This window comes from Emticicia sp. TH156 (assembly GCF_002855535.1).
Lineage (GTDB): Bacteria > Bacteroidota > Bacteroidia > Cytophagales > Spirosomataceae > Emticicia > Emticicia fluvialis.
Genome location: NZ_PKRS01000001.1, coordinates 877979 through 900228 on the forward strand (window position 1 = coordinate 877979; position 22250 = coordinate 900228).

The following is a 22250-nucleotide window of genomic DNA, read 5'->3' on the forward strand; positions in this document are numbered from 1 at the left end:
AATTTGTCATAGGGGTGGTTCTTGCGATGGGGGTTCAAAATTTTGAACCCCTACAGACACATACCTTTTGCAAATATATCAGATATAAAATTTATCTGCTTTCCAATTTTTTGGATTATTGTGGATGTAGTGAGAAATGGTATTATAAGACTCTTCGTTTCGTATGATATGTTCATGATAATTTCTTTGCCAGATTTGATTTTGAGAAAGAGTGGTTTCTCTATACCATTTTGTTACGCCGATTTTAAACCCTCTGACAATTGAGCCAATAGAACGTGGTATAATTTTCTGATATTGGTTGATTTTCGGTAGTAGGGGTTCAAAATTTTGAACCCCTACATTGTCGGATGGTTTTATATAATCAGGTCGTAATTCAATAATGCCATGCATATGATTAGGCATAATGATAAATTCATGCAGAAAGACATCAGGAAAATGACCCGGTATGCCCATCCAACATTTATGGGCAACCTTTCCTAATTCATTCAATATCATTTAGTTTTCTCTGATTTCACCAAAGATACAGAGCCTTTCTTTCGTGCAGATTGTTATAAAATAAAGACCTTCTTTTGAATAATCATAACCCTGTAAACGAATCGAACGACGATGATATATATCAGGATGATAAGGCATGTTATTCCACCGTAAACGAATAATCTCCGCTCAAGACCTCAAAAATGGCTTTGTTGTTTTCAACTTTTACAAACGTTATACCAGGTATTTTAATTTTCGGCGCTTTGTTTCCGGCTAATACCGGTTTGTTGTTTTCTTTTATAATGGCATTGGTTTTACCTGCTAATGGCAATTGTATTTGCGCCGATGTATTGGCTGGCACACTTACTTTCAGGGTAAATTTGGTATCCTGTAAATTCCAGCCTGAGGCGATAGACCCATAGCCTGTTACGTATCTGCTTTCAACCCATTTCAGGTCTCCTGCCGGCATGGGTGCAATAATAAAGTGCTTGAACCCGGCACTTTGCGGGTCAAGTTTAATACCCGCCAGATAAGCGTAGAACCACTCACCGATTGAGCCATAAGCAAAATGGTTGCGCGAGTTCATGCCCTCTGGTTTTTCGGTATCAGAGTTCCAAAGCTCCCACATGGTTGTAGCGCCTTTTTCAACCATGTACCCCCAGCTTGGGTATGTCTTTTGGATTGCTACTTTATAGGCTAGTTCGTGTTCTCCGGCATCGCTCAGGGTAGGTAACAACATTTCTGTTGAAAGAAATCCGGTGGTCAGGTGGTCGTTCTTCTCTCTTACATTGGCCGCTACATTTTTTGCTACTGCTGCGCGGTCGGCAGGTTTAGTGATTCCCAGGCTCAGAGGAATCAGATTGGCACCCTGTGTTTTGCCTTCGTAATTTTTGCTTTGGGCATCAAAATAAAACTCATTGTATTTGTCTGCTGCTTTCTGCGCAACCAACTCATACTTCTGGGCATCAGTGGTTTTTCCTATTATTTGCGCCATTTCGGCCAGTAGTTTGTTCGAGAAAAACTGATAGCTGCCGCCAATAGGTTTGGTTGGAGACTTCTCAACTGGCACCCAGTCGCCGTAACCATAAAAATCTCCTGCCTGAAAATGATAAAGCCCGTTTTGTTGCGTATTCGGGTGGTTGTTCAGATACTCTACCCAGTTTTTCATGGCTTCGTAGTTTTCTTCAATAATGCCCTTATCGCCATAAAACTGATACATTCTGTAAGGTACAATCACCAGGGCATCGCCCCATGCAGGTTTAGATGGCCCGCCCACTACAATTTTAGGGTTTACATCATATACATAGCCTGTTGAATGTTGAGAATCGGCGATATCGCGTACCCATTTGGCAAAGAAGCCATTCATGTGCATAATGTAACTGGCGGTGGGGGCAAAAATCTGGGCATCACCCATCCAGCCCAGACGCTCATCTCTTTGGGGGCAATCAGTAGGCACACTGTGCATATTACCCCGCTGACCCCAGGTTATATTCTTATAAATGCTGTTGAGCAGGTCGTTTGAAGTGTTGAAACTTCCGGTAAAGGGTACATTGTTATGAATCACTTTTGCCACCAGTGTATTTTCATCCGGCTTTTTGGGTAGCCCCTCTACCTCAACATAGCGGAACCCGTGGTAGGTAAACTTCGGCTCCCATTCTTCTATGCCATAGCCCTTCAATATATACTTATCGGTTGGTCTGATGCTCCGCAGGTTGGCCTGGTCTGCCAGACCTTTGTCGGTCAGCAGTTCGGCAAACTTCATTTCAATTTCTTTTCCGGCTTTGCCTTCTACTTTCAGGTGTGTAAAGCCTACCAGGTTCTGGCCGAAATCAAACACATATCGGCCTTTGCGGGGTTCGGTTATTTTCACGGCTTTTATCTCATGCATTACCTGAATCTGAGGAGCAACAGATGCTATCAGCTTTACATTTTTTGTGCTGAAGGTTTCTGCCTCCTCGTTCCGGTTGTCTTCGGGTTTAGGGCCAAAGAGTGTTGTTTTGTTTTCGCTATCATCAAGAATGGTGGCGTTTTCCCAGTCTTTACCATATTCCAGACGGCCATCATACACTTCGCCATTGTATAACGAATTAGATACTATGGGCGAAAGCCGGGTTTTCCAGCTGGCATCAGAGATAACGGTCTGGCGTGAGCCATCATAAAACTCCATTTCCATCTGGAAGAGCAATCTGTTAGGGCCATCGCTATAAGCAAATTTACCGCCACCCCAGCCCAGTCCGCTACTCCACCATCCACTACCCAAGGTGGCGGTAATAAAGTTGGTACCGATGGTCAGGTCTTCAGCATCTATTTCATAAGTCTGGTAATGAACGGTTTTCAGGTAGTGTGTCCAGCCGGGAGTGAGGTAGTCTTGCCCTACTTTTTTACCGTTAAAAATGAGATGATATGCCCCCAGGCCAGTTACATATATTCTTGCTCTTACTGCGCGCTTGTTTAGCTGAAACTCCTTTTGGAGCTCAACAGATTTCGGGGGTTTTCCCTCAGTTCCTTTTTTGCCTATCCAGTGTGCTGTCCAGTCGGTTTTTTGCAGAAGACCCATTTCCCACCAGGCGGTGTTGCTGAAACTAGTGGGTTTGTTTTTTTCGTTCCAGATTTTCACTTTCCAGAAATATCTCTTGCGCGATTCCAGCGGCTTGCCTCCGTAGCTTATCCACAGCGATTGTGCCGATTTCACCAAACCCGAATTCCAGATATTTCCGTTGTCTTTTTTCAGGTTTTCTTCTGTGTCTGCCACCAGAATCTGGTAAGCCGTTTGTTTAGCGCCTCGGGTAGAGGAGGAAATTTGCCACGACAAACGGGGCTTTGGGGTGTCTAATCCCAAAGGGTTTTCAGAATATTCGCAACGAAGTTTCTCAATAGACTGAGCGTAAGAAATATTAAAAATTAGAACAGAGATAAGTAGAAAAATCTGTTTTTTCATGAGGCTTACAATAGAGGTATAAAGTAATCTTAAAATCTTAACCGGGTTTTGTAATCTTCAAGGCATCTGAATACCTCAAAGGTCAGGTCGTAATCATTGGCAGTAAGTATAAAAGTATCGGGCAGGTTACAGTATTTCATAAAGTTTTTTAATTCCTGCCCTTTTAGTTTGGTTACATAAGAAACGTATTCTGCGTTGTAGCGGTATTCAACCAGCAGTTTTCTCAGGTCTTCCTGTTTCATGGCTTCCAGTTTCCGGCGGGTTTTACCTTCCTTGCTGAAAAGCTGATAAAGGCCATCAATAGAGATACCAATGCCACCATTAGGCAATGTGGTATTGGTATTAATGAGGTTTGAAATATCTTTCCACTTTAATTTGGTCGATGCCTCCGGAGCTGCCAGCAATTCATCAATCTGCTTCCTGATAATCTCCAGGCGTCGGTCTTTAATGGTTACTTCGGGCAACATTATAGCATCCTGCGGCATTTCTATTACCGGCTCAGTAGTTACGCCGTCCCATTCTATTCCGGCATTTTTATAACCTACAGATGAAATCTTGATGGAGTCGCCTTTTGATGCCTTTACCAGAAAATTGCCGTTTTCGCCTGTGCGGGTAATCTGCCTGGTATTCTTGTTGACAACCGTTGCCGATGGCACCCCTTTTCTGGTTGTTTTATCGATGGCTTTGCCAAGTACGTATGTTTGTTGGGCAAATACGTGGGTATTTACTAAGGTTAGAAAGAAAAAAAGACAGGTTAATCTGTTGATGCCAAAGCGGCTATTTAATTTGTCCATTAATAATTACGTATTTAACATCATTGCCCTTGGCTAACACAAAGTTGGCTTTTTCGTCCAGGTTCAGGTCTTTGTCCTGAACGTCCTGTTTAGATAATTTATATGTTTTAATTAGCTCCGGGAAATCAGCAAGGGGTCTTACCTGTAAGCCGGTAGCATCAATTTCTTTGATACCCCAGAAAGTAGACAAATCGCCCATTTCTTCAATAACGCTCCTGATGCTAAAACCCGTGGCGTTCTTGGTGTTTTTTTCAATCAGGTCAATACCTATATCCTTCATAACTATTCTACCATTATAGTTAAACCTGGCATTGCGTACAAGCAAATCGTACAGGTAGCGCTCATTATTAGGTAACGCTTCATAAGTAGCCAACGTATAATGGGTATAAGATTTCTCTGCTATGGCCTGCAAACCAGTTAGAATAGCCACAAAATTCAGCTTTCTGATAAACTGTTTTTCGGTATCATCTTTATAACCACCCGATTCTATCAGTATCAGGCTGCTTCCCCATTTAGATACGTTATCGCCAAAAGCCCTCGGTTCGTGTTCGTCGTTCCAGCGCCCTAAATGCCCCGGAATAAACTGTTCCAGTGCTTCAATCATGCCACTTATTACCTGCATGGCTCTGGTTCTGGTGGGGTTCCAGCTCCGCTCACAATCATAAGCAGTGGCTAGAAAAGAAACAGTTGCCTGTTTATTACTCCGGCCTGCACTGTATCTGGTGTTTTTATCGTGCAGGTTAAAAGAAAATTCCGGTTTCAGCTCATCCTGCAATTTTTTCAGCAATGCGCCTTCCGGTGTCTGGAAACGCAGCGCATCGCGGTTCATGTCTATTTCGGTAGCCGTACGCCGCTGGTAGCGTTCGGCTCCGTCTGGGTTTAGCATAGGTACAAAATACAGGGTGGTGTTGGCTAAAATAGATTGCCGCAGGGTATCAAAGCCATCGTTTTTACCCTGAAAAAACAAAAATATATCGGCCAGAGCCATTGTGGCGGTGGGTTCATCCCCATGCATCTGCGACCACAACAAGACCTTAACAGGCCCGCTACCGAGTTTTATCTGATACAGGTCTCGCCCCTCAAAAGATTGCCCCACTACCTGTTTTTCAAAAGGCAATTTCTCAATCAGCGGTACAAGGTCTTTATGTTTGAAACGGCGGTGCTTAAGTGCTGTTTCTTTAAAAACATCGTGTTTTTCGAATAAGGCTTTTGAGTAATCCTGTGTCTGGGCAATTAACGGCATACTGATAAAAAGGGAATAAACTATAAAGACAAAGTTAAGGCGTTTGTGAGGAAGAACCATAAAGTCGGTATTTTATTGAGTTTAAAAACAAAAATATCATTTATTTCTAAAACATAAGCCAATGTGCAGGTATTGTGCAGTTCACTACCCATAGCGCCCAGTTGTGCCAATGCTATTGGCGTATGGCCGGGGTATTCATATTTACAGGGGGTATTCCAACCACTCTGGTGTAAAAGGAATCATTCATTGAAAGCTAATTTTACAAACCATTTTAAATAAAGAATTATGAAAGCTATCACAGAAGTTTTTGTTAGTCTGTATCTATTGCTTGCCATAGCCGCTTGTAAACCAGAAGCCAACGAGCCAGCTCCAGATAAAAGCACTGTTGCCTTTGAGGTAAGCGAAACAAAATATAAGTCAATAATTAATACCCGCACTACAGGCCAGAGCCGCCCCTTTGATATAAAAGAAGTAAAGCGTGAAAACGATTTGCTGAAAATTGCCGTAACGGGTGGCTGCTTAACCAGCAACTATAAGGTAGTATGGGACGGTATCATCCGCAAGTCATATCCGCTTACAGTCAATCTTGTAGTAACCTTAGAACACGGCACCGGCATTGAATGTGCGGCAGTTCTGGACCATTTGCTGGAGATAAACCTGAAAGAAAAATTCGGGAGCCTTTACGATGCCAACGCACTTTATGTGCAGGTTTCTAACGGCTCAAAGGTAGATGATAAAATCATTGACCCCAAAGGCGTAGTAAGTAACAAGTAAGTATCATGTTTTTTGTTAATAGGCATAAGAGTCTCCTGATTTTGGAGGCTTTTTGTTTTTTAAGCAGAATTACATTTAGCACAGCCGCTTTCAAAAAGAAATGAATTGCGCATTGAACAGTATTTGGCAGTTTAACATTAAATTTACAGGAAATTAAAAACCTGTTTCATTAGTAATGTCAATAGCTGAAATATATGAGAAGTTGAAAACCTGCAAAGGGGTTTCGACAGATACGCGCAAAATAGGAGAAGGAACGATGTTTTTTGCATTGAAAGGCGAAAAATTCAATGCCAACACTTTTGCCAAAGAAGCACTGGAAAAAGGTGCAAAGTATGTGGTAATTGATGAAGAACAATATGCCATCGGCGATGCATACATTGTGGTAAATGATGTTTTGTACACTCTGCAGAAACTGGCTAATTATCATCGCCAGCAATTCAGTATTCCGATTCTCGGGCTTACAGGCTCTAACGGTAAAACCACTTCAAAAGAGTTGGTGGCAACCGTATTGGCAAAGAAGTACAAGACATATTATACCAAGGGTAACCTAAATAACCACATTGGTGTACCGCTTACATTGCTGGGGCTTGATGAAACGTACGAAATAGCTGTTATTGAAATGGGCGCCAACCATCAGGGAGAGATTAGAGACCTCAGTAATATCTGCGAGCCTACACATGGGTTTATTACCAATGTAGGTAAAGCCCATCTGGAGGGCTTTGGTGGAGTAGAAGGTGTAAAAAAAGGTAAGGGTGAGCTTTATGATTTTCTACAGAAATCAGGCGGAACGGTGTTTCTGAATGCCAGTAATGAAAACCTGACGGGCATGGCTCAAACCCGCAGCTTTAAACAAACGGTTAATTACCTGCATGACGATACCCTGCTGATGCTGGAAGACTCACCGGTAGTGGTATTCTCGGTTCATAGTAATAATTCCCCCCGCAAAACCTATACAACCAACCTGCCCGGCCATTATAACTTTGAAAACATTGCAACGGCAATAGCCATTGGCCAATATTTTGGCGTTAGCCTGGAAGATGCCGCTGAAGCAGTAAGCGCGTATAATCCGGACAACAACCGGTCGCAGATTATACAAAAAGGAACCAACAGCATATTGTTAGATGCCTACAATGCCAATCCATCGTCTATGTCTGCCGCTATTCAGAACTTCATTAATCTGAAAACAGACAAACAGAAAGTGGTGATTCTGGGTGATATGCTTGAACTGGGAGAGGAGGCACCTGCCGAGCACAGAGCCATTGGAGAGCTGGTTGCCAGGGGTGATATTGATCTGGTGATACTGGCAGGCAAGCTGATGGCGTCAGCACTAGACCCGCTTCCGAAAGCATTTTATTTTCCTGACAAGTTTTCATTACACAACTGGTTACTGGACAGGCAGATACAAAATTCGTTTGTGTTAATTAAAGGTTCGCGCGGAATGGGGCTTGAAAGCACCCTTGCCTGTTTTCAATAGCGCTTATACCTGAAAAAATCCTTTTATCAATTTTAGATGCCAGACCGAAATTTATTTGGCAGAAATACGTTATATAACATACTGATTTTTAGTCAGTAGTGTTTTAACGAAATTATTTAACCCGAGGAGATTAACTTATGAGAAAGCAGCGTGTATTGTCTTTATTGCTTTTCGGTGGAATCGTCGGCGCTGTTTTTATGGCAGCCATGCCCTTGCAGAATGATCCGCCTACCAAAAACGAAATTATTCTACGCACCGTAGGTGCCATGCTCGAACAAGGGCACTATAGTCCGAAGAGAATTGATGATGCTTTTTCGAAAGAAATCTTTACTGAGTATCTGAAAAGACTAGACCCAAGCAAAAGGGTTTTACTTGAAAAAGACGTAAACAGGCTTCGCAAATATGAAACCAGAATTGACGACGAGATTCACGGTGCACCGCTTGATTTCTTTGCCGCTCTTGATGAAATCTACAAAGTAAGGCTGGTAGAGGCTGAGGATATCTACAAACAGCTGATTGAAAAACCGTTTACGTTTGACAAAAACGAAACGATAGAATTAGACTGGGATAAAACAGAGTTTGCATCAAACGAAACCGAAAGAAAAGACCGCTGGAGAAAATACCTGAAATTTCAGACCCTGGAGCGTTATAACGACCTGCTTGAACAGCAGGAAAAGAATAAAACCAAGGCCGATTTTGTATCCAAAACAAACCAAGCACTTGAAATAGAAGCACGCGGCAAGGTGAAAAAAGGAATGGACAAGTACTTTGACCGCCTGAAGAACAAGTTTGATGAAAACGAAAGATTTGCCGTTTTTGTAGGCACCATTACCAATGAAATGGACCCACATACAGACTTCTTTCCGCCGGTTGAAAAACGTTCTTTTGATGAAAGGCTAAGTGGCCGTTTCTTTGGTATAGGCGCTTTGTTAATGCAGGAAGACGACAAAATAAAAATCAGAAGTGTAACCGCAGGCGGCCCGGCCTGGAAGTCGGGTGAGATACAGGCCAATGATATTATTCTGAAGGTTGCTCAGGGTACAGGTGAACCCGAAGACTTAACGGGGTCTACCACTGACGACGCCGTAAAAATAATAAGGGGAGCAGAAGGCTCAGAGGTAAGATTGACAATTCAGAAGCCCGACGGCACGCAGAAGGTAGTGCCGATTATCCGTGCAGAACTGAAACTGGATGAAACCTTTGCCAGAAGCGCCATTATTAATTCGGGCAAAAACAAAATAGGAGTTATTGATTTACCCGCTTTCTATGCCGACTTCCAACGTCCGCAGGCTGCACGTTGCTCTAAAGACGTTGCAAAAGAGCTAGAAAAACTAAAAGCCGAAGGTGTAGACGGAATCATTATTGATATCAGAGATAACGGTGGCGGAAGTCTGCAAGAGGTGGTAAATATGGTAGGTCTGTTTATCAAGACAGGCCCGGTAGTGCAGATTCGTGACCGTGCAGGGCGCCCTTCTCAAATGGGCGACAGCGACCCGTCTGTTCTGTATGATGGCCCGTTGGCGGTATTAGTGAACGAGCGCAGCGCATCAGCCTCAGAAATCTTTGCTTCTGCCATTCAGGATTACAAACGAGGTATTGTAATAGGTTCAAGCTCTACTTATGGTAAAGGTACAGTGCAAAGGGCGTTCCCGGTTGGTGGTATGGGCAATGGCAGCGGAGCCGGAGACCTGGGTGCTGTGCACTTAACGCTTCAAAAGTATTACCGTGTTAATGGCGGAGCCACCCAGTTAAAGGGCGTGGAGTCAGACATCGTTTTAACTGGTATATATGAAGCCTACAAAATGCGTGAGAAAGACTCGCCAAACGCATTGGTTTGGGACGAGATGCCCAAAGCTAATTACCAAACCTGGACGGCCTCTCCGGATGTTGCTCTTTTGCAGCAAAAAAGCAAAGCACGTCTGGCAGGTAATGATGTGTTTAAGCAAATAGAAGACAATACAAATATATTGGCCGATAACCGGAAAACTTCTCGCTCGCTAGAGTTGAAAAACTATAAAGTGCAGTTAAAAGAAATTAAGGATGTGGCCGGAAAAGTGCGCGATTTAACCAAATTGAAAACCGATTTATCAGTAGCCAATCTGGCCGGAGACCTGGAAGTGATTAACTCTGACTCACTGAAAAAAGACCGCAATACATTCTGGATTAATTTCCTGAAAAAAGATGTCTACATGAACGAAACCATTAATGTGATGGACGACATGATTCAGCAAAAAGGAATGGCGGTTAAAAACTAGGCCACTTCCATAACAATAAATTTACCCTGAGAGGCTGCTACACAGGCAGCCTCTTTTTTTATTTATATCGGCTCTTGCTTTACTTCTACTTTAGTCTTTGCGCGCTGTTTGATAACAATTAGATTACATGATGGTGATTTAATGTTAATAATGGCTGGTTTCTTTTGCGGGAAATTTATTTTTAAAACCACTCGCAATGAAAAAAAAAGTACTTAAATCAATTCTCACAACGTTAACGTGCCTTGTATTATTTATATGCAATGCAGTACCCGTTGCCGCACAGGGCAGACAGGTAAAAGGTAAGGTTACAGAGGCTGCAACAGGGCAGCCGTTGCCTGGCGCTACCGTTCAGGTAAAAGGAACAAAGACGGCGGCATTGACCGATGCAAAGGGCGAATTTACACTTGTGGCTTCATCAGAAGCAACATCATTGGTTATTTCATTTATTGGTTTCAAAACAACAGAAGTGCCTGTTAGTGCTACGGTAACTGTTGCCTTGGAAAACGATGTAAATACGTTGCAGGAAGTAGTAGTGGTGGGGTATCAGACTATGCGCAAGAGCGATATCACAGGCGCTATTGCCAGCGTAAAAGCAAGTGAATTGAACCTCTCTACGCCAACGGTTGGTCAGGCGCTGGTGGGTAAAGTTGCCGGGGTGCAGATTTCGCAGGTAAGCGGTGCCCCTTACAATACTACCAAAATACGGGTGCGTGGTACAAGTTCTATCAATGCCAGTTCAGACCCCCTGTATGTCATAGACGGGTATCCGGCTAATGGCGACCTTTTCCTTAACATGGAAGACATAGAATCTGTAGAGGTTTTGAAAGATGCAGCTTCAGCGGCCATCTACGGTTCAAGGGCATCGGGTGGAGTGGTTCTGATTACCACTAAAAGAGGTAAAGAAGGAAAAACAATGGTAACCTACGATTACCAGTTTGGTATTAACCAGTTATCGCGTAAAGTGAAAGTGCTGAATGCCGAACAGTTTTTTGACCTCTTTGTAGATGCACACAACAAAACCTATAAAGACCTGATGGTATCACAGGGAAAGGTGTGGTCTGATGATTACGTAAAAGACAACAATACGGTGCGTACAACCCGTACCAACAACGTAAACGCCAATACGATCAGAATACCTGATTATATGTATGATTTTGCTACCGGAACAATCAAAAAGCCGGAATACGACACCGACTGGCAAAATGAATTATACCGCAATGCAGCAAACCACCGACACAATTTGTCAATTGCTGGCGGCCGTACCGGCGTGCGTTATGCCATTTCCGGAGGGTACCAGAGCCAGGATGGTATCATGCTCAATACCGATATGACGAAATATAATCTACGTTCTAATATTGATGTAGATGTTTCAAAAAAAATAACTTTGGGCGCTAACCTGGCATATACGGATACCAAAAGTAACGAAGTAACCGAAGGGCGTTTTAACCAAAGCCCGGTAATGGCAGCCTTGATTTACCTTCCGTTTCTGAAGCCCTACAATGCTGATGGCACACCGGCACAATACGAAATGTCGGCACAGTCAAGCGACTATGCTTTTCAGAGCGACATTGAAAACCCGATAGCCTATACACAAATGGTTAAAAACTACCGTAAAACAACCAGAGCAACCTACAACGTTTACGGACAGTACAAAATAGTAGAGGCCTTGACAGCTAAATTGTCTTTTGGTACATATAACTTTACAAACAACTGGGAGTACTACCGCCCTACAAGTATCACTTCGGGTGTTAATGCACCTTACTCTCCACAAGCCATTACTGCTGCCAATGCGCAGAACACCCGTACCGACGAAAGAGATTATCTGACTGAGTTTACATTAAACTTCAATAAAAAAGTCAGTGATTTCAATGTAAGTGGGGTAGTTGGTGCGTCGTCACAATCACACGTGACTGATGTGATTAACGTAACAGCCAATGGCTTTACTGACGACAAAATACCATTTATTACCGGTGGTGGCTCAGACCCCGCCAACTTTTCAAGAGGTGGTTCTACGGGTATTACCCAATATGCCATGGCTTCGGGTTTCGGGCGTCTTAACGTTAATTACCTGAATCGTTATCATGTAACGGCTTCTTTCCGTGGCGATGGCTCATCTTTGTTCGGGCCTAAAAACCGTTGGGCTTATTTCCCTTCGATTTCAGGAGGCTGGACAATCTCTGATGAAATGTTCTACAAAAATCTGGTCGGTGAAAGAACCTCGCTGAAGGTCCGTGCCAGTTGGGGTGTGAGTGGTAACAACGGTATTGGCGCCTACAACTTCCAGCAGGTAATGGGCAGAACCGGTACGGTTATCGGAGGTGCTGTGCAAACAGCCATGTTCCCGGGTGCCTTCCGCGATGATAAATTAGGTTGGGAGTCAACATCACAAACCAATATTGGTCTTGATTTGGGTCTGTTCAACAACCGTCTTCAGGTTATTGCTAACTTCTACGACAGCTACACCTATAACCTGTTGTTCTCTAAATCTATTACAGCCGTATCGGGCTCAACATCGATGTTGACCAACCTGCCTGATTCAAAAATCAATAACCGTGGTTTCGACCTTCAGTTAGACGGAATCATACTCTCAACAAATGATTTTGAATTGCGTGCCAGCGGAAACATCTCTACTAACCGTAACAAGGTGCTTGATTTGGGTGGAGCCTCTACCATTCTTACCAGAGGTGCCGAACGTGGCTATGACACCCACATTACCATGCAAGGCCAACCGGTTGGTATGTTTTACGGCTATAAAGTAATTGGGATGGTGAAAACTCAGGAACAGGCAAACTCCATTAATAATGCCCCTGATGTGAATGATGATATACCGGCACGTTCAGCTGCGCAAAGTACGAAAATTCAGCCGGGCGACCTGCTTTTTGAAGACACTAATAAGGATGGGATTGTAAACGACCTTGACAAGACCATCATCGGCAACCCATACCCTGATTTCATTTATGCTTTCAACCTTTCAGGGCGTTACAAGAAATTTGACCTTTCGGTATCTGCCAACGGTACGCACGGCAACAAAGTGCTTGACGGGCAAAACTATTACAACCTGAACATGGAAGGCTCTGGCAACCAGTATGCCGTTGTCGATGATCGTTTCCGTACTCCCGAAAATCCCGGTGGTGGTGAAGTTTATCGCGCGGCTCGTGGTGGTACCCAGAGTAACAGTACGCGTTTGTCTACATTCTATCTGAACGATGGTTCGTTCTTCAGAATCACCAACGTAACTCTTGGCTACAACTGGAACACCGCAGCGCTTACCAATAATGCCATTTCAAATGTACGCATCTATCTATCAACAGATAACCCTTTCACGGCTCAGAAGTACAGAGGTTATAACCCTGAGGTAGATTACAACAATGGCTCTAACTTGACTCCGGGTGTAGATTACGGTAAATACCCTTTAATGAGGTCTTTCAATGCCGGATTAAAAGTTCAATTCTAAAACAAATTTGAATCATGAAAAAATTAAGCATATTATTAATATTGGTTGCGTTGGTGTCTTCGTCGTGTGAAGATTACCTGGAAATAGAAAACCCCAACGCCATTGCCAGCGACAAGTATTTTTCTTCTGAAATTGATGTACAGAAAGCAGTGGCAGGTATTTATACTGCTATAAGAAGTAATAGTGCGCTTGGCGAAACAAGCGATTTGTATAGTGAAGAGCGCAGTGATAATGCAGGGCGTACAGATAACCAGTCGAACGCAGGAACGCCTTTCCAGTTCACAAACTTTACATTAGTGCCTACCAATCCTGAAATGACCGGCCACTGGAATGCGCTGTATACCATTGTATCGCGTGCCAACTATGTGTTGTCGAACGTTGATAACACCGCAATTAAGTTTACGGATGAAAAGAACCGCGCTATCTACAAATCAGAGGCGCTTTTCCTTCGTGCGCTGGCCTATTTCCATTTGGTGCGCAAATGGGGAGACGTGCCTATGGTAACCAAGTTCATGGCGTCTTATGACGAAATCGTAGCCAGCACGTTCAGGGTAGAAAAGGGGCTCGTTTATGCACAAATTGTTGATGACCTCACAAAAGCATTAAACGCTGATTTACCGAATATCCAGCCGGCTTCAGGCAAAGGCCGCACTTGCAAAGCAGCTATCAATGGGTTGCTTGGCCAGGTTTACCTTACAATGGGCTCTGTTTTAGCAGATAACAAAACAGCCAGTTTTACTAAAGCCAAGCAGTATCTGGAAGCAGCCTATGCCATGAGAACCTTCGGGCAGTTGTCAGACATCCCCTATGCTGATGTATTTGATGTAAATAAAAAGAACACAAACCCTGAGATTATTTTTCAGATAGTGTATAAACAAGGCGACCAGAACTATGCCTCTGGTATTGCGTATCGTAACCAGTCAATCGGCGAAACCATCAACTCTAAAAGACCATCGACGGGTCGTGGGTTTTTTGTGAATCCAGATCTGGTTAATGAATATGAAGCAGGAGACATCAGAAAAGACTTCTCGGTAAAATGGGCAGATCACGCCAGTGCAAAAGCCTGGTTTGTTACCAAGTATCGCGACGTAAGTGAAGCCGCAGCTGCCAATGGTTGGGGTGGAAATGATTTTATTCTGATGAGATATGCTGACATTGTATTGATGCTTGCTGAAGTAAATGAGAGGCTGGGTAACAATACAGAAGCAATAGGTTATCTGAATCAGGCACGTAAACGTGCCGGTTTGCCAGACTACGCAGCGTCTGATGCGGCGTATCATGCCAAGTACCCGACCTTGAAACTGGCCATTCTGCACGAACGCAGATCAGAGCTGGCTTTTGAAAACCACAGGTTATTTGACCTGCTCCGCGCTTTTGGAGATAATCCGCAGGGCTTTGTGACATATATGAAGAGCAAAAACGCTGCAGATTATGGAATTTCGGATTTAAAAAACGTATCTACTAAAGACATTTACTTTCCGATTCCGTTCGATGAAAGCAAACTTGACCCCGTAAAAATGTATCAGAACCCAGGCTATTGATTTTCAAATAAAAGGGTAATGCGACTTCCGCATTACCCTCTTTACTTTTTCAACATTTATACCCTATGAAAACAAAGGTACTGTACGCTATTTCTATCTCATTACTGTTCATAATAAAAGTGGCCGGGCAGGGGTACAATAAAAACTACCGTCTGCTTTCTTCCGGCGATTTAACTATCGATAAAAACTTCTATCTGATTACGGTAATTGAAAAAACGCCTGAAGTAAAAACGATATTAAGTAATAATGCAGCGTTGAAAAGCCTTCTGCAAAAGAAAGTGGAGGTTTTAAAAACACACGTAACAGACACCTGCTCGCACCCGGTATCATTGCTCAGTGACTTCTTCTGGAAACAGGATACCGCCGCATTGGCAAAAGAATTGCAAACGGTTTATGCAGCCAATAAAAAAGCTTTCGATAAAATAATTGACGGGCATTTACGTCCTTCGGGCTATTATCAACGTTTTGTAGGTTTATCGAACGAAGTTTTACTGGCTAAAGCCTGGAACCAGTGCTTTTATGGAATGGATTACATCATCAATCAGTTTGGTTTGGGTAAAAAAATGAGATATCCGCATATAGACTCGGCGAGTTATGTGGTAACCTCACGTTCGTACCGCATTATGCTGAAAGACATGGTGGCGTCGCTCAATGAAAGCAGCAAAAGCTTTGATGTTTTCTATAAGCCGTCGTTGGCAGTAGCCATGCAGTTAATGCAGGCAAACGACAGAGACGAACCGGCACGGCTTGAACCGCTCGAAAAAGGAATAAACAAAGCCGCCTATGAGCAAATTCAAAAAACTGACTGGAAGAAATACAAATACGCCGCCATTGTGCTTCCGGGTGCAGGCCCTGAACTGCATATACCAATAGGGCATGAAGGAAAACTACATTGTGATGCAGCTGCCCGAAGTTATCTGGCAGGTGACGCCCCCTTCATTATTCCTACTGGTGGCTATTGCTATCCTTTCAAGACTATTTATAATGAAGCGGTAGAAATGAAAAAATACCTGATGGAGAAGTATAAAATTCCTGCCTCTGCTATTATTGCAGAGCCACAGGCAAGGCATACTACCACCAATATCCGTAATTCTGTACGGCTCATGATTCGCTATGGTATACCGGTAAATATGCCATCGCTGTTTGTTACTTCTATGTCGCAAACCAAGTACTCTGCAGCGGGTAGTTTCGATACGCGCAATATACGCGAGTTAGGATACACACCTTATACCCGTAAAAAGCAATTGTCTAATCACGCTATAGAGTTTTATCCGGTAATGGAGTGCTTGCACATGGACCCTTATGACCCGCTTGACCCTTAGCAGGCCGTTATTTAATAGTTAAAAAAACACCAACTGCGCCACAGTTGGTGTTTTTTGCTTTAAAAGTGTTGCGTTTATGGCCTGTAATACTTTTTAAGCCAAAAACCAGATTGCTTTTTAGCAGGCTATTGTTTCAGATAAAACAGGCTTTTGTTGTATATTTACGGCAAAAAAACCATCTTTCTTGATTTGAATATGACCTACGATGTAATTGTTATTGGTGGAGGAATTGTCGGGCTGGCAACTGCTTTGAAAATCAAACAGGGCAATCCAACCCTGAAACTGTTGATTATTGAAAAAGAAACCAAAGTTGCCCAACACCAGACAGGCCACAATAGCGGCGTTATACATTCGGGTTTATATTACAAGCCGGGTAGTTTAAAAGCTACCAATTGTATTCGGGGTTATGAGATGCTTCTTGACTTCTGTCGCAATGAAGACATAAAGCACGACTTGTGCGGTAAGATAGTAGTAGCTACGCGCCCAGAGCAGGTGCCCATTCTGGATGGTCTTTTTGAACGCGGCAAACAGAATGGACTGGATGGTTTTAAGATGCTCAACCCTGCGCAGTTGAAAGAATACGAACCGCACGTAAATGGCCTCAAAGGCTTTTTTGTTCCCCAGACGGGTATTATAGACTACACCGAGGTGTGTGAAAAATACCTGCAAAAAACACGTGAGCTGGGTGGAGAAATAGTTTTCGGGCAAAAGGTAACCGGTATAAATTCTCAGGCGAACACATCGGTGGTTAATACTGACGGGGGGGCTTACCAAACCAGGCTGGTGGTAAACTGTGCCGGGTTGTATTCTGATAAAGTAGGGCAAATGACCGACCAACGTGCCGAAAGATTAAGAATTACACCCTTTAGAGGTGAATACTTTGAAATAAAACCAGAAAAACAATATCTGGTAAAAAACCTTATCTACCCGGTGCCAGACCCTAACTTCCCGTTTCTGGGTGTGCATTTTACCCGTATGATTCACGGTGGGGTAGAGGCCGGCCCCAACGCCGTGCTGGCATTTGCCCGTGAAGGCTACAAAAAAACCGATATTAATCTGGCAGAGTTGTTCGAGACCCTCACCTGGCGTGGGTTTCGCAAAGTGGCCGCTAAATACTGGCGCACAGGCTTTGGCGAAATGTATCGTTCGTTTTCAAAAGCCGCTTTTACCAAAGCCTTGCAGGAACTGATACCCGAAATACAGGAAGATGACCTGATACCCGGCGGAGCAGGTGTAAGAGCTCAGGCCTGTGATTATGACGGCGGCTTACTAGACGACTTCGCCATCTTTGAAAACGAGCGCGCCGTTAATGTGTGCAATGCTCCATCACCTGCGGCCACTTCATCTCTCTCAATAGGTCAGACAGTAAGCGAACTGGTTTTGAAGCGGTTCTGATAAAAAACATTAATTTTTTAAGATTGAACAAGCCCGGTTATATATTATTATAGCCGGGCTTGTTGTTTGTTTGTTTAAAAAATAAGTGGCTGTTCCAACCATTTTTAATAATCAGGTATCTATGCTATTGAAAAGGGTACTGAGCCTCAGTCAAAACATTTGTTTAAGTCAGGGGAAAAACATGCTCGTTTGTTTATTCCCTTGACGGACTGAGTTGTTGGTTCTGGCCGAATTAAAAAAACCGGCAACAGTTATATGGAAACAGAAGATTTTAAATCAGATGAAAAAAGTACTTGTGTTGTTTGCAGCAGTTGCCATAGGATTAGGCGGTTGCAAGGATGAAAAAATGGAAGCCACATATCCTTCTTTTGAGGCAATGAGAGGCTCTGATTTGCTTGGCCAATGGAAATTTAAAGGGTATTCAGACGGGAAATCGCCGAAGTTTGATGTAACAATGGAGTTAAAGAATGAGAAAGAAAAAGTTACAATTTACGGGCGTAGTTCAGTGAATTTTTATTTTGCAGAGCCGATGGTTGACGAAAACAAAAGAACCTTCAGGATACCGGCAATTGGCTCAACAAAAATTGCTGGCACTCCCGATGCCAACTCTTTCGAGCTTACCTACTATGAAAGCCTGCGTAATGTTGAAAAATACGACTTGAAAGACAGAAACATATTGGTATTGTATGTGTCATCACCGGCAAATGAAGCCTTGTATTTTGAGAAAAAGTAAAAGAACAACCTAATTATTTAAATCAACCTACATATGAAAACGCTTAAAATTGCATTGTTAGCAGTAGCATGTTCTCTGGCTGCGGCAAGTTGTGGTGATAAAAACCAGGTATCGCCGGATACCGAGAAAGCTAATAGCCAACTGAAGGCCATACCCGGCACTTTTGCTGACCAGACCAGCGAGTTTGCCTTTGATTTCTGGAAAAAACACGATGCCTCTGAGGCTCCTGATAAAAGCTATTTTGTTTCCCCGCTAAGTCTACACATTGCATTAGGAATGCTGCTCAACGGAGCTGATGAAAAAACAAAAGAGGAAATTCAGAAAGTGCTGAGGGTCTCATCAGATATGTCAGTTACCAATGGTATTTATAAAGACCTGATTGATAATCTTCCGCTGAGTGACCCTAAAGTAAAAAACACCATAGCCAATTCGGTTTGGTACAGAAACAACTTTAATGTTAATCAGTCTTACTTCAATAACCTCAAAACATATTTTAATGCAGGGGTTTTTGCCGAAAACTTTGATGATAGCCAGACAGTAGGTAAAATTAACAACTGGGCAAGTGACAACACCAACGGCAAGATTAAGAAAGTGATTGAAGAAATAAGCCCTGACCAGGTGCTGTTTCTGATGAACGCGCTGTACTTTAAAGGCGACTGGAAAACCCAATTTAAAGAAGCAAATACCCAGAACGACAACTTTACCGGTACAAAAGGAACAAAGAGCGTGAAGATGATGAACATGACCGAAAATGTAAAGTATGCCAAACGTGATAGTTACCAGGCCATAGAGTTGCCTTATGGAGACGGTAATTATGTAATGACAGTAATTTTGCCGGATAAATCTACCGATGCCACACTGGCAAACTTTTCTGTGAATGAATGGAAGGCGCTAACCGGAGCCCTGAAAGAGCAAAAAGTAATTGTAGGCCTGCCCAGGTTTACACTTGAGTATGAAACAGACCTGAAAAAAGTGCTGATGGAAATGGGTATTAATGCCGCCTTTACCAATGGGGCCGATTTATCAAAAATTGCGGGTAAAGCCGGTGATTTAAAAGTGGGTATGGTAAAACAGAATACCTACGTTGGTGTTGACGAAAAGGGTACGGAAGCTGCAGCCGTAACCACCATTGGTGTGGTAGTTACTTCTTTGCCAGCTTATCCGCAGGTAGTTTGCAACCGCCCGTTTTTGTTTGTAATTAGTGAGAAACAATCAAACACCATTCTATTTACAGGTAAAATTTCGAATCTGTAAGGTGCATGATAAATTTTAAAACTATTCTTTTCCTGCACCGCCAAGTGTAGCATATAATTTTTGGAGTAATCCGATTAAAATAAATCCGCAAAGCCATGTGATATAAAGATTCCCATCTTTCACATGGCTTTTTTATTTAAACAGATTAAAAACTAAAACTATGAAAAAATTCTACCTCAAGTGTTTATCAATTATATTCTGCTTAGGTATGGCGGCAGGTACGCAATCTTGTACAGACGACTGCGAAACTACCCGTACCTACAGAACTACCCGGGCCTTCACTATTTCAGTTGACCAGATACGCGCCGGTATAGCCTGGCAAGCCCCACAGGATTTAATCAATCCGGGAAAGATTTATGTGAAAGACAATTACATCTTTGTTAATGAAATAAAACAAGGGATACATATCATTGATAATACGAATCCGGCGAACCCGGTAAACATGGGTTTCCTGAAAATACCCGGGGTTATAGACATGGCCGTGAAAGGTAACACGCTCTATACAGACAGCTACACAGACCTGGTTACCTTTGATATCGCCGACATTAAAAATGTTAAAGAATCGGGCAGGGTAAAAGATGTTTTTTCTAGCGGCATGGCAGATGGTGTAACCTGGTATTATAATGAGAATATCAAATTGCTGACCGATTATGAAATAAAAATTGTAACAGAAAAATATCGTTCAAACTGTGGTTTTTCGGTTGTAAGCCCTAACCCTGTTTACTACGATCTGAGCAACTATAATGGTTCTAAAGGGCCTACCAGTTCAAACGGCTCGTCATCGTCCAGCAGTACGGGTCAGGGCGGCTCTATGGCGAGGTTTACTTTGTATGACGACTTCCTTTACACGGTTTCACAAAATGACCTTGTTCTTTTTAATATCCGGAACCAGAGCCAACCCGTTCAGGAAAACAAGCTAAATCTCGGGTGGGGTATCGAAACTATTTTTCCTTATCAGGACAAACTGTTTATTGGGTCAACCACAGGGCTTTACATCTTTGATAATAAAGAGCCCTCAAAGCCTCAGCTGATGTCAATGTTTCAGCACGCCCGCGCCTGCGACCCGGTGGTGGTGCATAACAACATTGCGTACGTAACGCTACGCGCTGGATGGTGTGGTGTTGCACCCAACAGGCTAGATGTAATAGATGTGGCCAATCTTTCTGCACCCAGGCTAATTAAAAGCTATGAAATGCAGAACCCCGCCGGCTTGGGTGTAGACTTCCCCAGTCTTTTTATCTGTGAGGGTAAATTTGGTCTCAAATCTTTTGATGCCAGTATCGCGTCAGACATAAAACTGCAGCAGCATATTGATAAAATGGATGCCTTTGATGTGATTCCGCTAGGTGGAAAACACCTGTTGATGGTTGGTAAAGATGGCTTGTATCAGTACGATGCCAGTAATCTGAAAGACATGAAACTATTGAGTGTAATTCCGGTAAAACAATAGATATAAACCTTAAAACGGCACATCAGATGAAAAACCTTAATATTTATATTATTTCAGTAAGCCTTTTGTTGATGAGCATTGCAGGTAGTAGTAATGAAACCCAGGCGCAGGAAACCAAAGAGAAGTTTTTCAGGAAACACAGGTTTGTGAATATGACAGAGTTCGGCGTTCTGTTTGGCCGCACAAAGTATCTGGCCTCTTATGGCGGGTGGTATCCTTACTCTGGGCCTTCAGTTGGGGTTCCGGCAATATATCAGGTAAGCAAGCAGGTAAATGTTTCAGGGCAGACATTCAATGGCGTTTATATAAACTCAAAAACTGCGGCCGGCCTTACGTTGGGGGTTGATGGATACGGCGAAACCCTATTGATGCCATTAGCATTGGGCATAAGAAGAAACATACATCAGAAAAGAGAAGAAGGAAGCAGCCTGTTGGGAGGTCTTGATGTTGGTTATTCAACAGCCTGGCTGAACGAAGACAATACAGGTTTTAAGACCTCAGGCGGCTTAATGATAAGCCCTACAGTTGGGTACCGTTTACCTATGAGAAACGGTTCTGCCTGGCTGATTAACTTTGGATACCGATTTCAGAAGGCTGAATACAGACAGGAACGCCAGGGAGACGGGATTTACTGGAATGAATTGAAGGAAGACCGAAAGTATAAGAGACTGGTTGTAAGATTGGGGATTGAGTTCTGACTACCCAAAACAAAAGCCCTGAAACCGGTTTCAGAGCTTTTGTTTTAAAGAGCAGGAAAGTATCATGCTTCTCCCATAGGGCCACCGAAATTCATCGGAAAAGGCAGGGGTTCGTTGGTTTCTCTGATAGAACCAAAGTTATCTTCATACTTAGAAATATTGTCTTGCAGGGCGGTTAACAAACGTTGGGCGTGTTCTGGTGTAAGAATAACCCTGGATTTTACTTTGGCCTTGGGTACACCGGGCATTAATCTGATAAAATCAATTACAAACTCGGTATTAGAATGAGCAATCATAGCCAGATTTGCATATACTCCCTCTGCCATTTCTTCCGATAACTCAATATTTATTTGTTGTTCAGGCTCTTCCTGAGCATCTTTCTTCTTTGCCATATTCTTGAAAAATGTTAATTTCTATGAAGGCACGCTGCCCTGTAAATATAACGAAAATA

The 22250-nt window shown here is 43.0% G+C and carries 16 protein-coding genes; 11 read left to right on the forward strand and 5 right to left on the reverse strand.

Annotated features, from left to right (window positions below; genetic code table 11):
• Positions 1-78 precede the first annotated feature (78 nt).
• From C0V77_RS03695 to C0V77_RS03710, 4 genes are all read right to left on the reverse strand, one after another.
• Positions 79-489 carry a transposase gene (locus tag C0V77_RS03695; RefSeq protein WP_216824392.1) on the reverse strand — a complete coding sequence of 137 codons (411 nt, stop codon included), beginning with the start codon at positions 487-489 and terminating at the stop codon, positions 79-81.
• A 145-nt stretch (positions 490-634) separates the two neighbouring features.
• Positions 635-3412: an alpha-L-rhamnosidase gene (locus tag C0V77_RS03700; RefSeq protein WP_101724947.1), complete on the reverse strand. Its 2778-nt coding sequence runs from the start codon at positions 3410-3412 to the stop codon at positions 635-637.
• Positions 3413-3441: 29 nt separating this feature from the next.
• Positions 3442-4206, reverse strand: coding sequence for a carboxypeptidase-like regulatory domain-containing protein (locus C0V77_RS03705; protein ID WP_101724948.1), 765 nt, complete (start codon positions 4204-4206; stop codon positions 3442-3444).
• Positions 4190-5509, reverse strand: coding sequence for a M14 family zinc carboxypeptidase (locus C0V77_RS03710; protein ID WP_101724949.1), 1320 nt, complete (start codon positions 5507-5509; stop codon positions 4190-4192). The genes C0V77_RS03705 and C0V77_RS03710 overlap by 17 nt, the downstream gene beginning before the upstream one ends.
• Positions 5510-5734: 225 nt before the next feature.
• Here C0V77_RS03710 and C0V77_RS03715 point away from each other — a divergent pair, with 225 nt between their 5' ends.
• The 11 genes from C0V77_RS03715 to C0V77_RS03765 all read left to right on the forward strand — a co-directional run bounded on the left by C0V77_RS03715 (position 5735) and on the right by C0V77_RS03765 (position 21799).
• Complete coding sequence (locus C0V77_RS03715; protein WP_101724950.1) at positions 5735-6223, forward strand: hypothetical protein; 489 nt, start codon at positions 5735-5737, stop codon at positions 6221-6223.
• Positions 6224-6398: 175 nt separating this feature from the next.
• Positions 6399-7697 carry a UDP-N-acetylmuramoyl-tripeptide--D-alanyl-D-alanine ligase gene (gene murF, locus C0V77_RS03720; protein WP_101724951.1) on the forward strand — a complete coding sequence of 433 codons (1299 nt, stop codon included), beginning with the start codon at positions 6399-6401 and terminating at the stop codon, positions 7695-7697.
• Positions 7698-7834: 137 nt separating this feature from the next.
• On the forward strand, positions 7835-9952 hold the full coding sequence (locus C0V77_RS03725; RefSeq protein ID WP_101724952.1) for a carboxy terminal-processing peptidase: 2118 nt from the start codon (positions 7835-7837) through the stop codon (positions 9950-9952).
• Positions 9953-10148: 196 nt separating this feature from the next.
• The gene (locus C0V77_RS03730; RefSeq protein ID WP_101724953.1) at positions 10149-13406 is read left to right on the forward strand and encodes a TonB-dependent receptor; all 3258 of its coding nucleotides are present in this window, start codon (positions 10149-10151) and stop codon (positions 13404-13406) included.
• Between the two features lie 14 nt (positions 13407-13420).
• Positions 13421-14947: a RagB/SusD family nutrient uptake outer membrane protein gene (locus C0V77_RS03735; protein WP_101724954.1), complete on the forward strand. Its 1527-nt coding sequence runs from the start codon at positions 13421-13423 to the stop codon at positions 14945-14947.
• 65 nt (positions 14948-15012) lie between these two features.
• Positions 15013-16269: a YdcF family protein gene (locus C0V77_RS03740; RefSeq protein WP_101724955.1), complete on the forward strand. Its 1257-nt coding sequence runs from the start codon at positions 15013-15015 to the stop codon at positions 16267-16269.
• Between the two features lie 195 nt (positions 16270-16464).
• Entirely contained in the window at positions 16465-17664 is a 1200-nt protein-coding gene (lhgO, locus tag C0V77_RS03745; protein ID WP_101725044.1) for an L-2-hydroxyglutarate oxidase, read from the forward strand.
• Between the two features lie 280 nt (positions 17665-17944).
• The gene (locus tag C0V77_RS03750) at positions 17945-18397 is read left to right on the forward strand and encodes an META domain-containing protein (RefSeq protein ID WP_143705999.1); all 453 of its coding nucleotides are present in this window, start codon (positions 17945-17947) and stop codon (positions 18395-18397) included.
• 33 nt (positions 18398-18430) lie between these two features.
• Positions 18431-19651, forward strand: coding sequence for a serpin family protein (locus C0V77_RS03755; protein WP_101724957.1), 1221 nt, complete (start codon positions 18431-18433; stop codon positions 19649-19651).
• A 160-nt stretch (positions 19652-19811) separates the two neighbouring features.
• A complete protein-coding gene (locus C0V77_RS03760; protein ID WP_101724958.1) occupies positions 19812-21101 on the forward strand; it encodes an LVIVD repeat-containing protein in 1290 nt (429 codons plus the stop codon).
• A gap of 26 nt (positions 21102-21127) precedes the next feature.
• Positions 21128-21799, forward strand: coding sequence for a hypothetical protein (locus C0V77_RS03765; protein ID WP_101724959.1), 672 nt, complete (start codon positions 21128-21130; stop codon positions 21797-21799).
• A gap of 62 nt (positions 21800-21861) precedes the next feature.
• Here C0V77_RS03765 and C0V77_RS03770 read toward each other — a convergent pair whose 3' ends face one another.
• Complete coding sequence (locus tag C0V77_RS03770; RefSeq protein WP_101724960.1) at positions 21862-22191, reverse strand: DUF3467 domain-containing protein; 330 nt, start codon at positions 22189-22191, stop codon at positions 21862-21864.
• Positions 22192-22250: the final 59 nt, after the last annotated feature.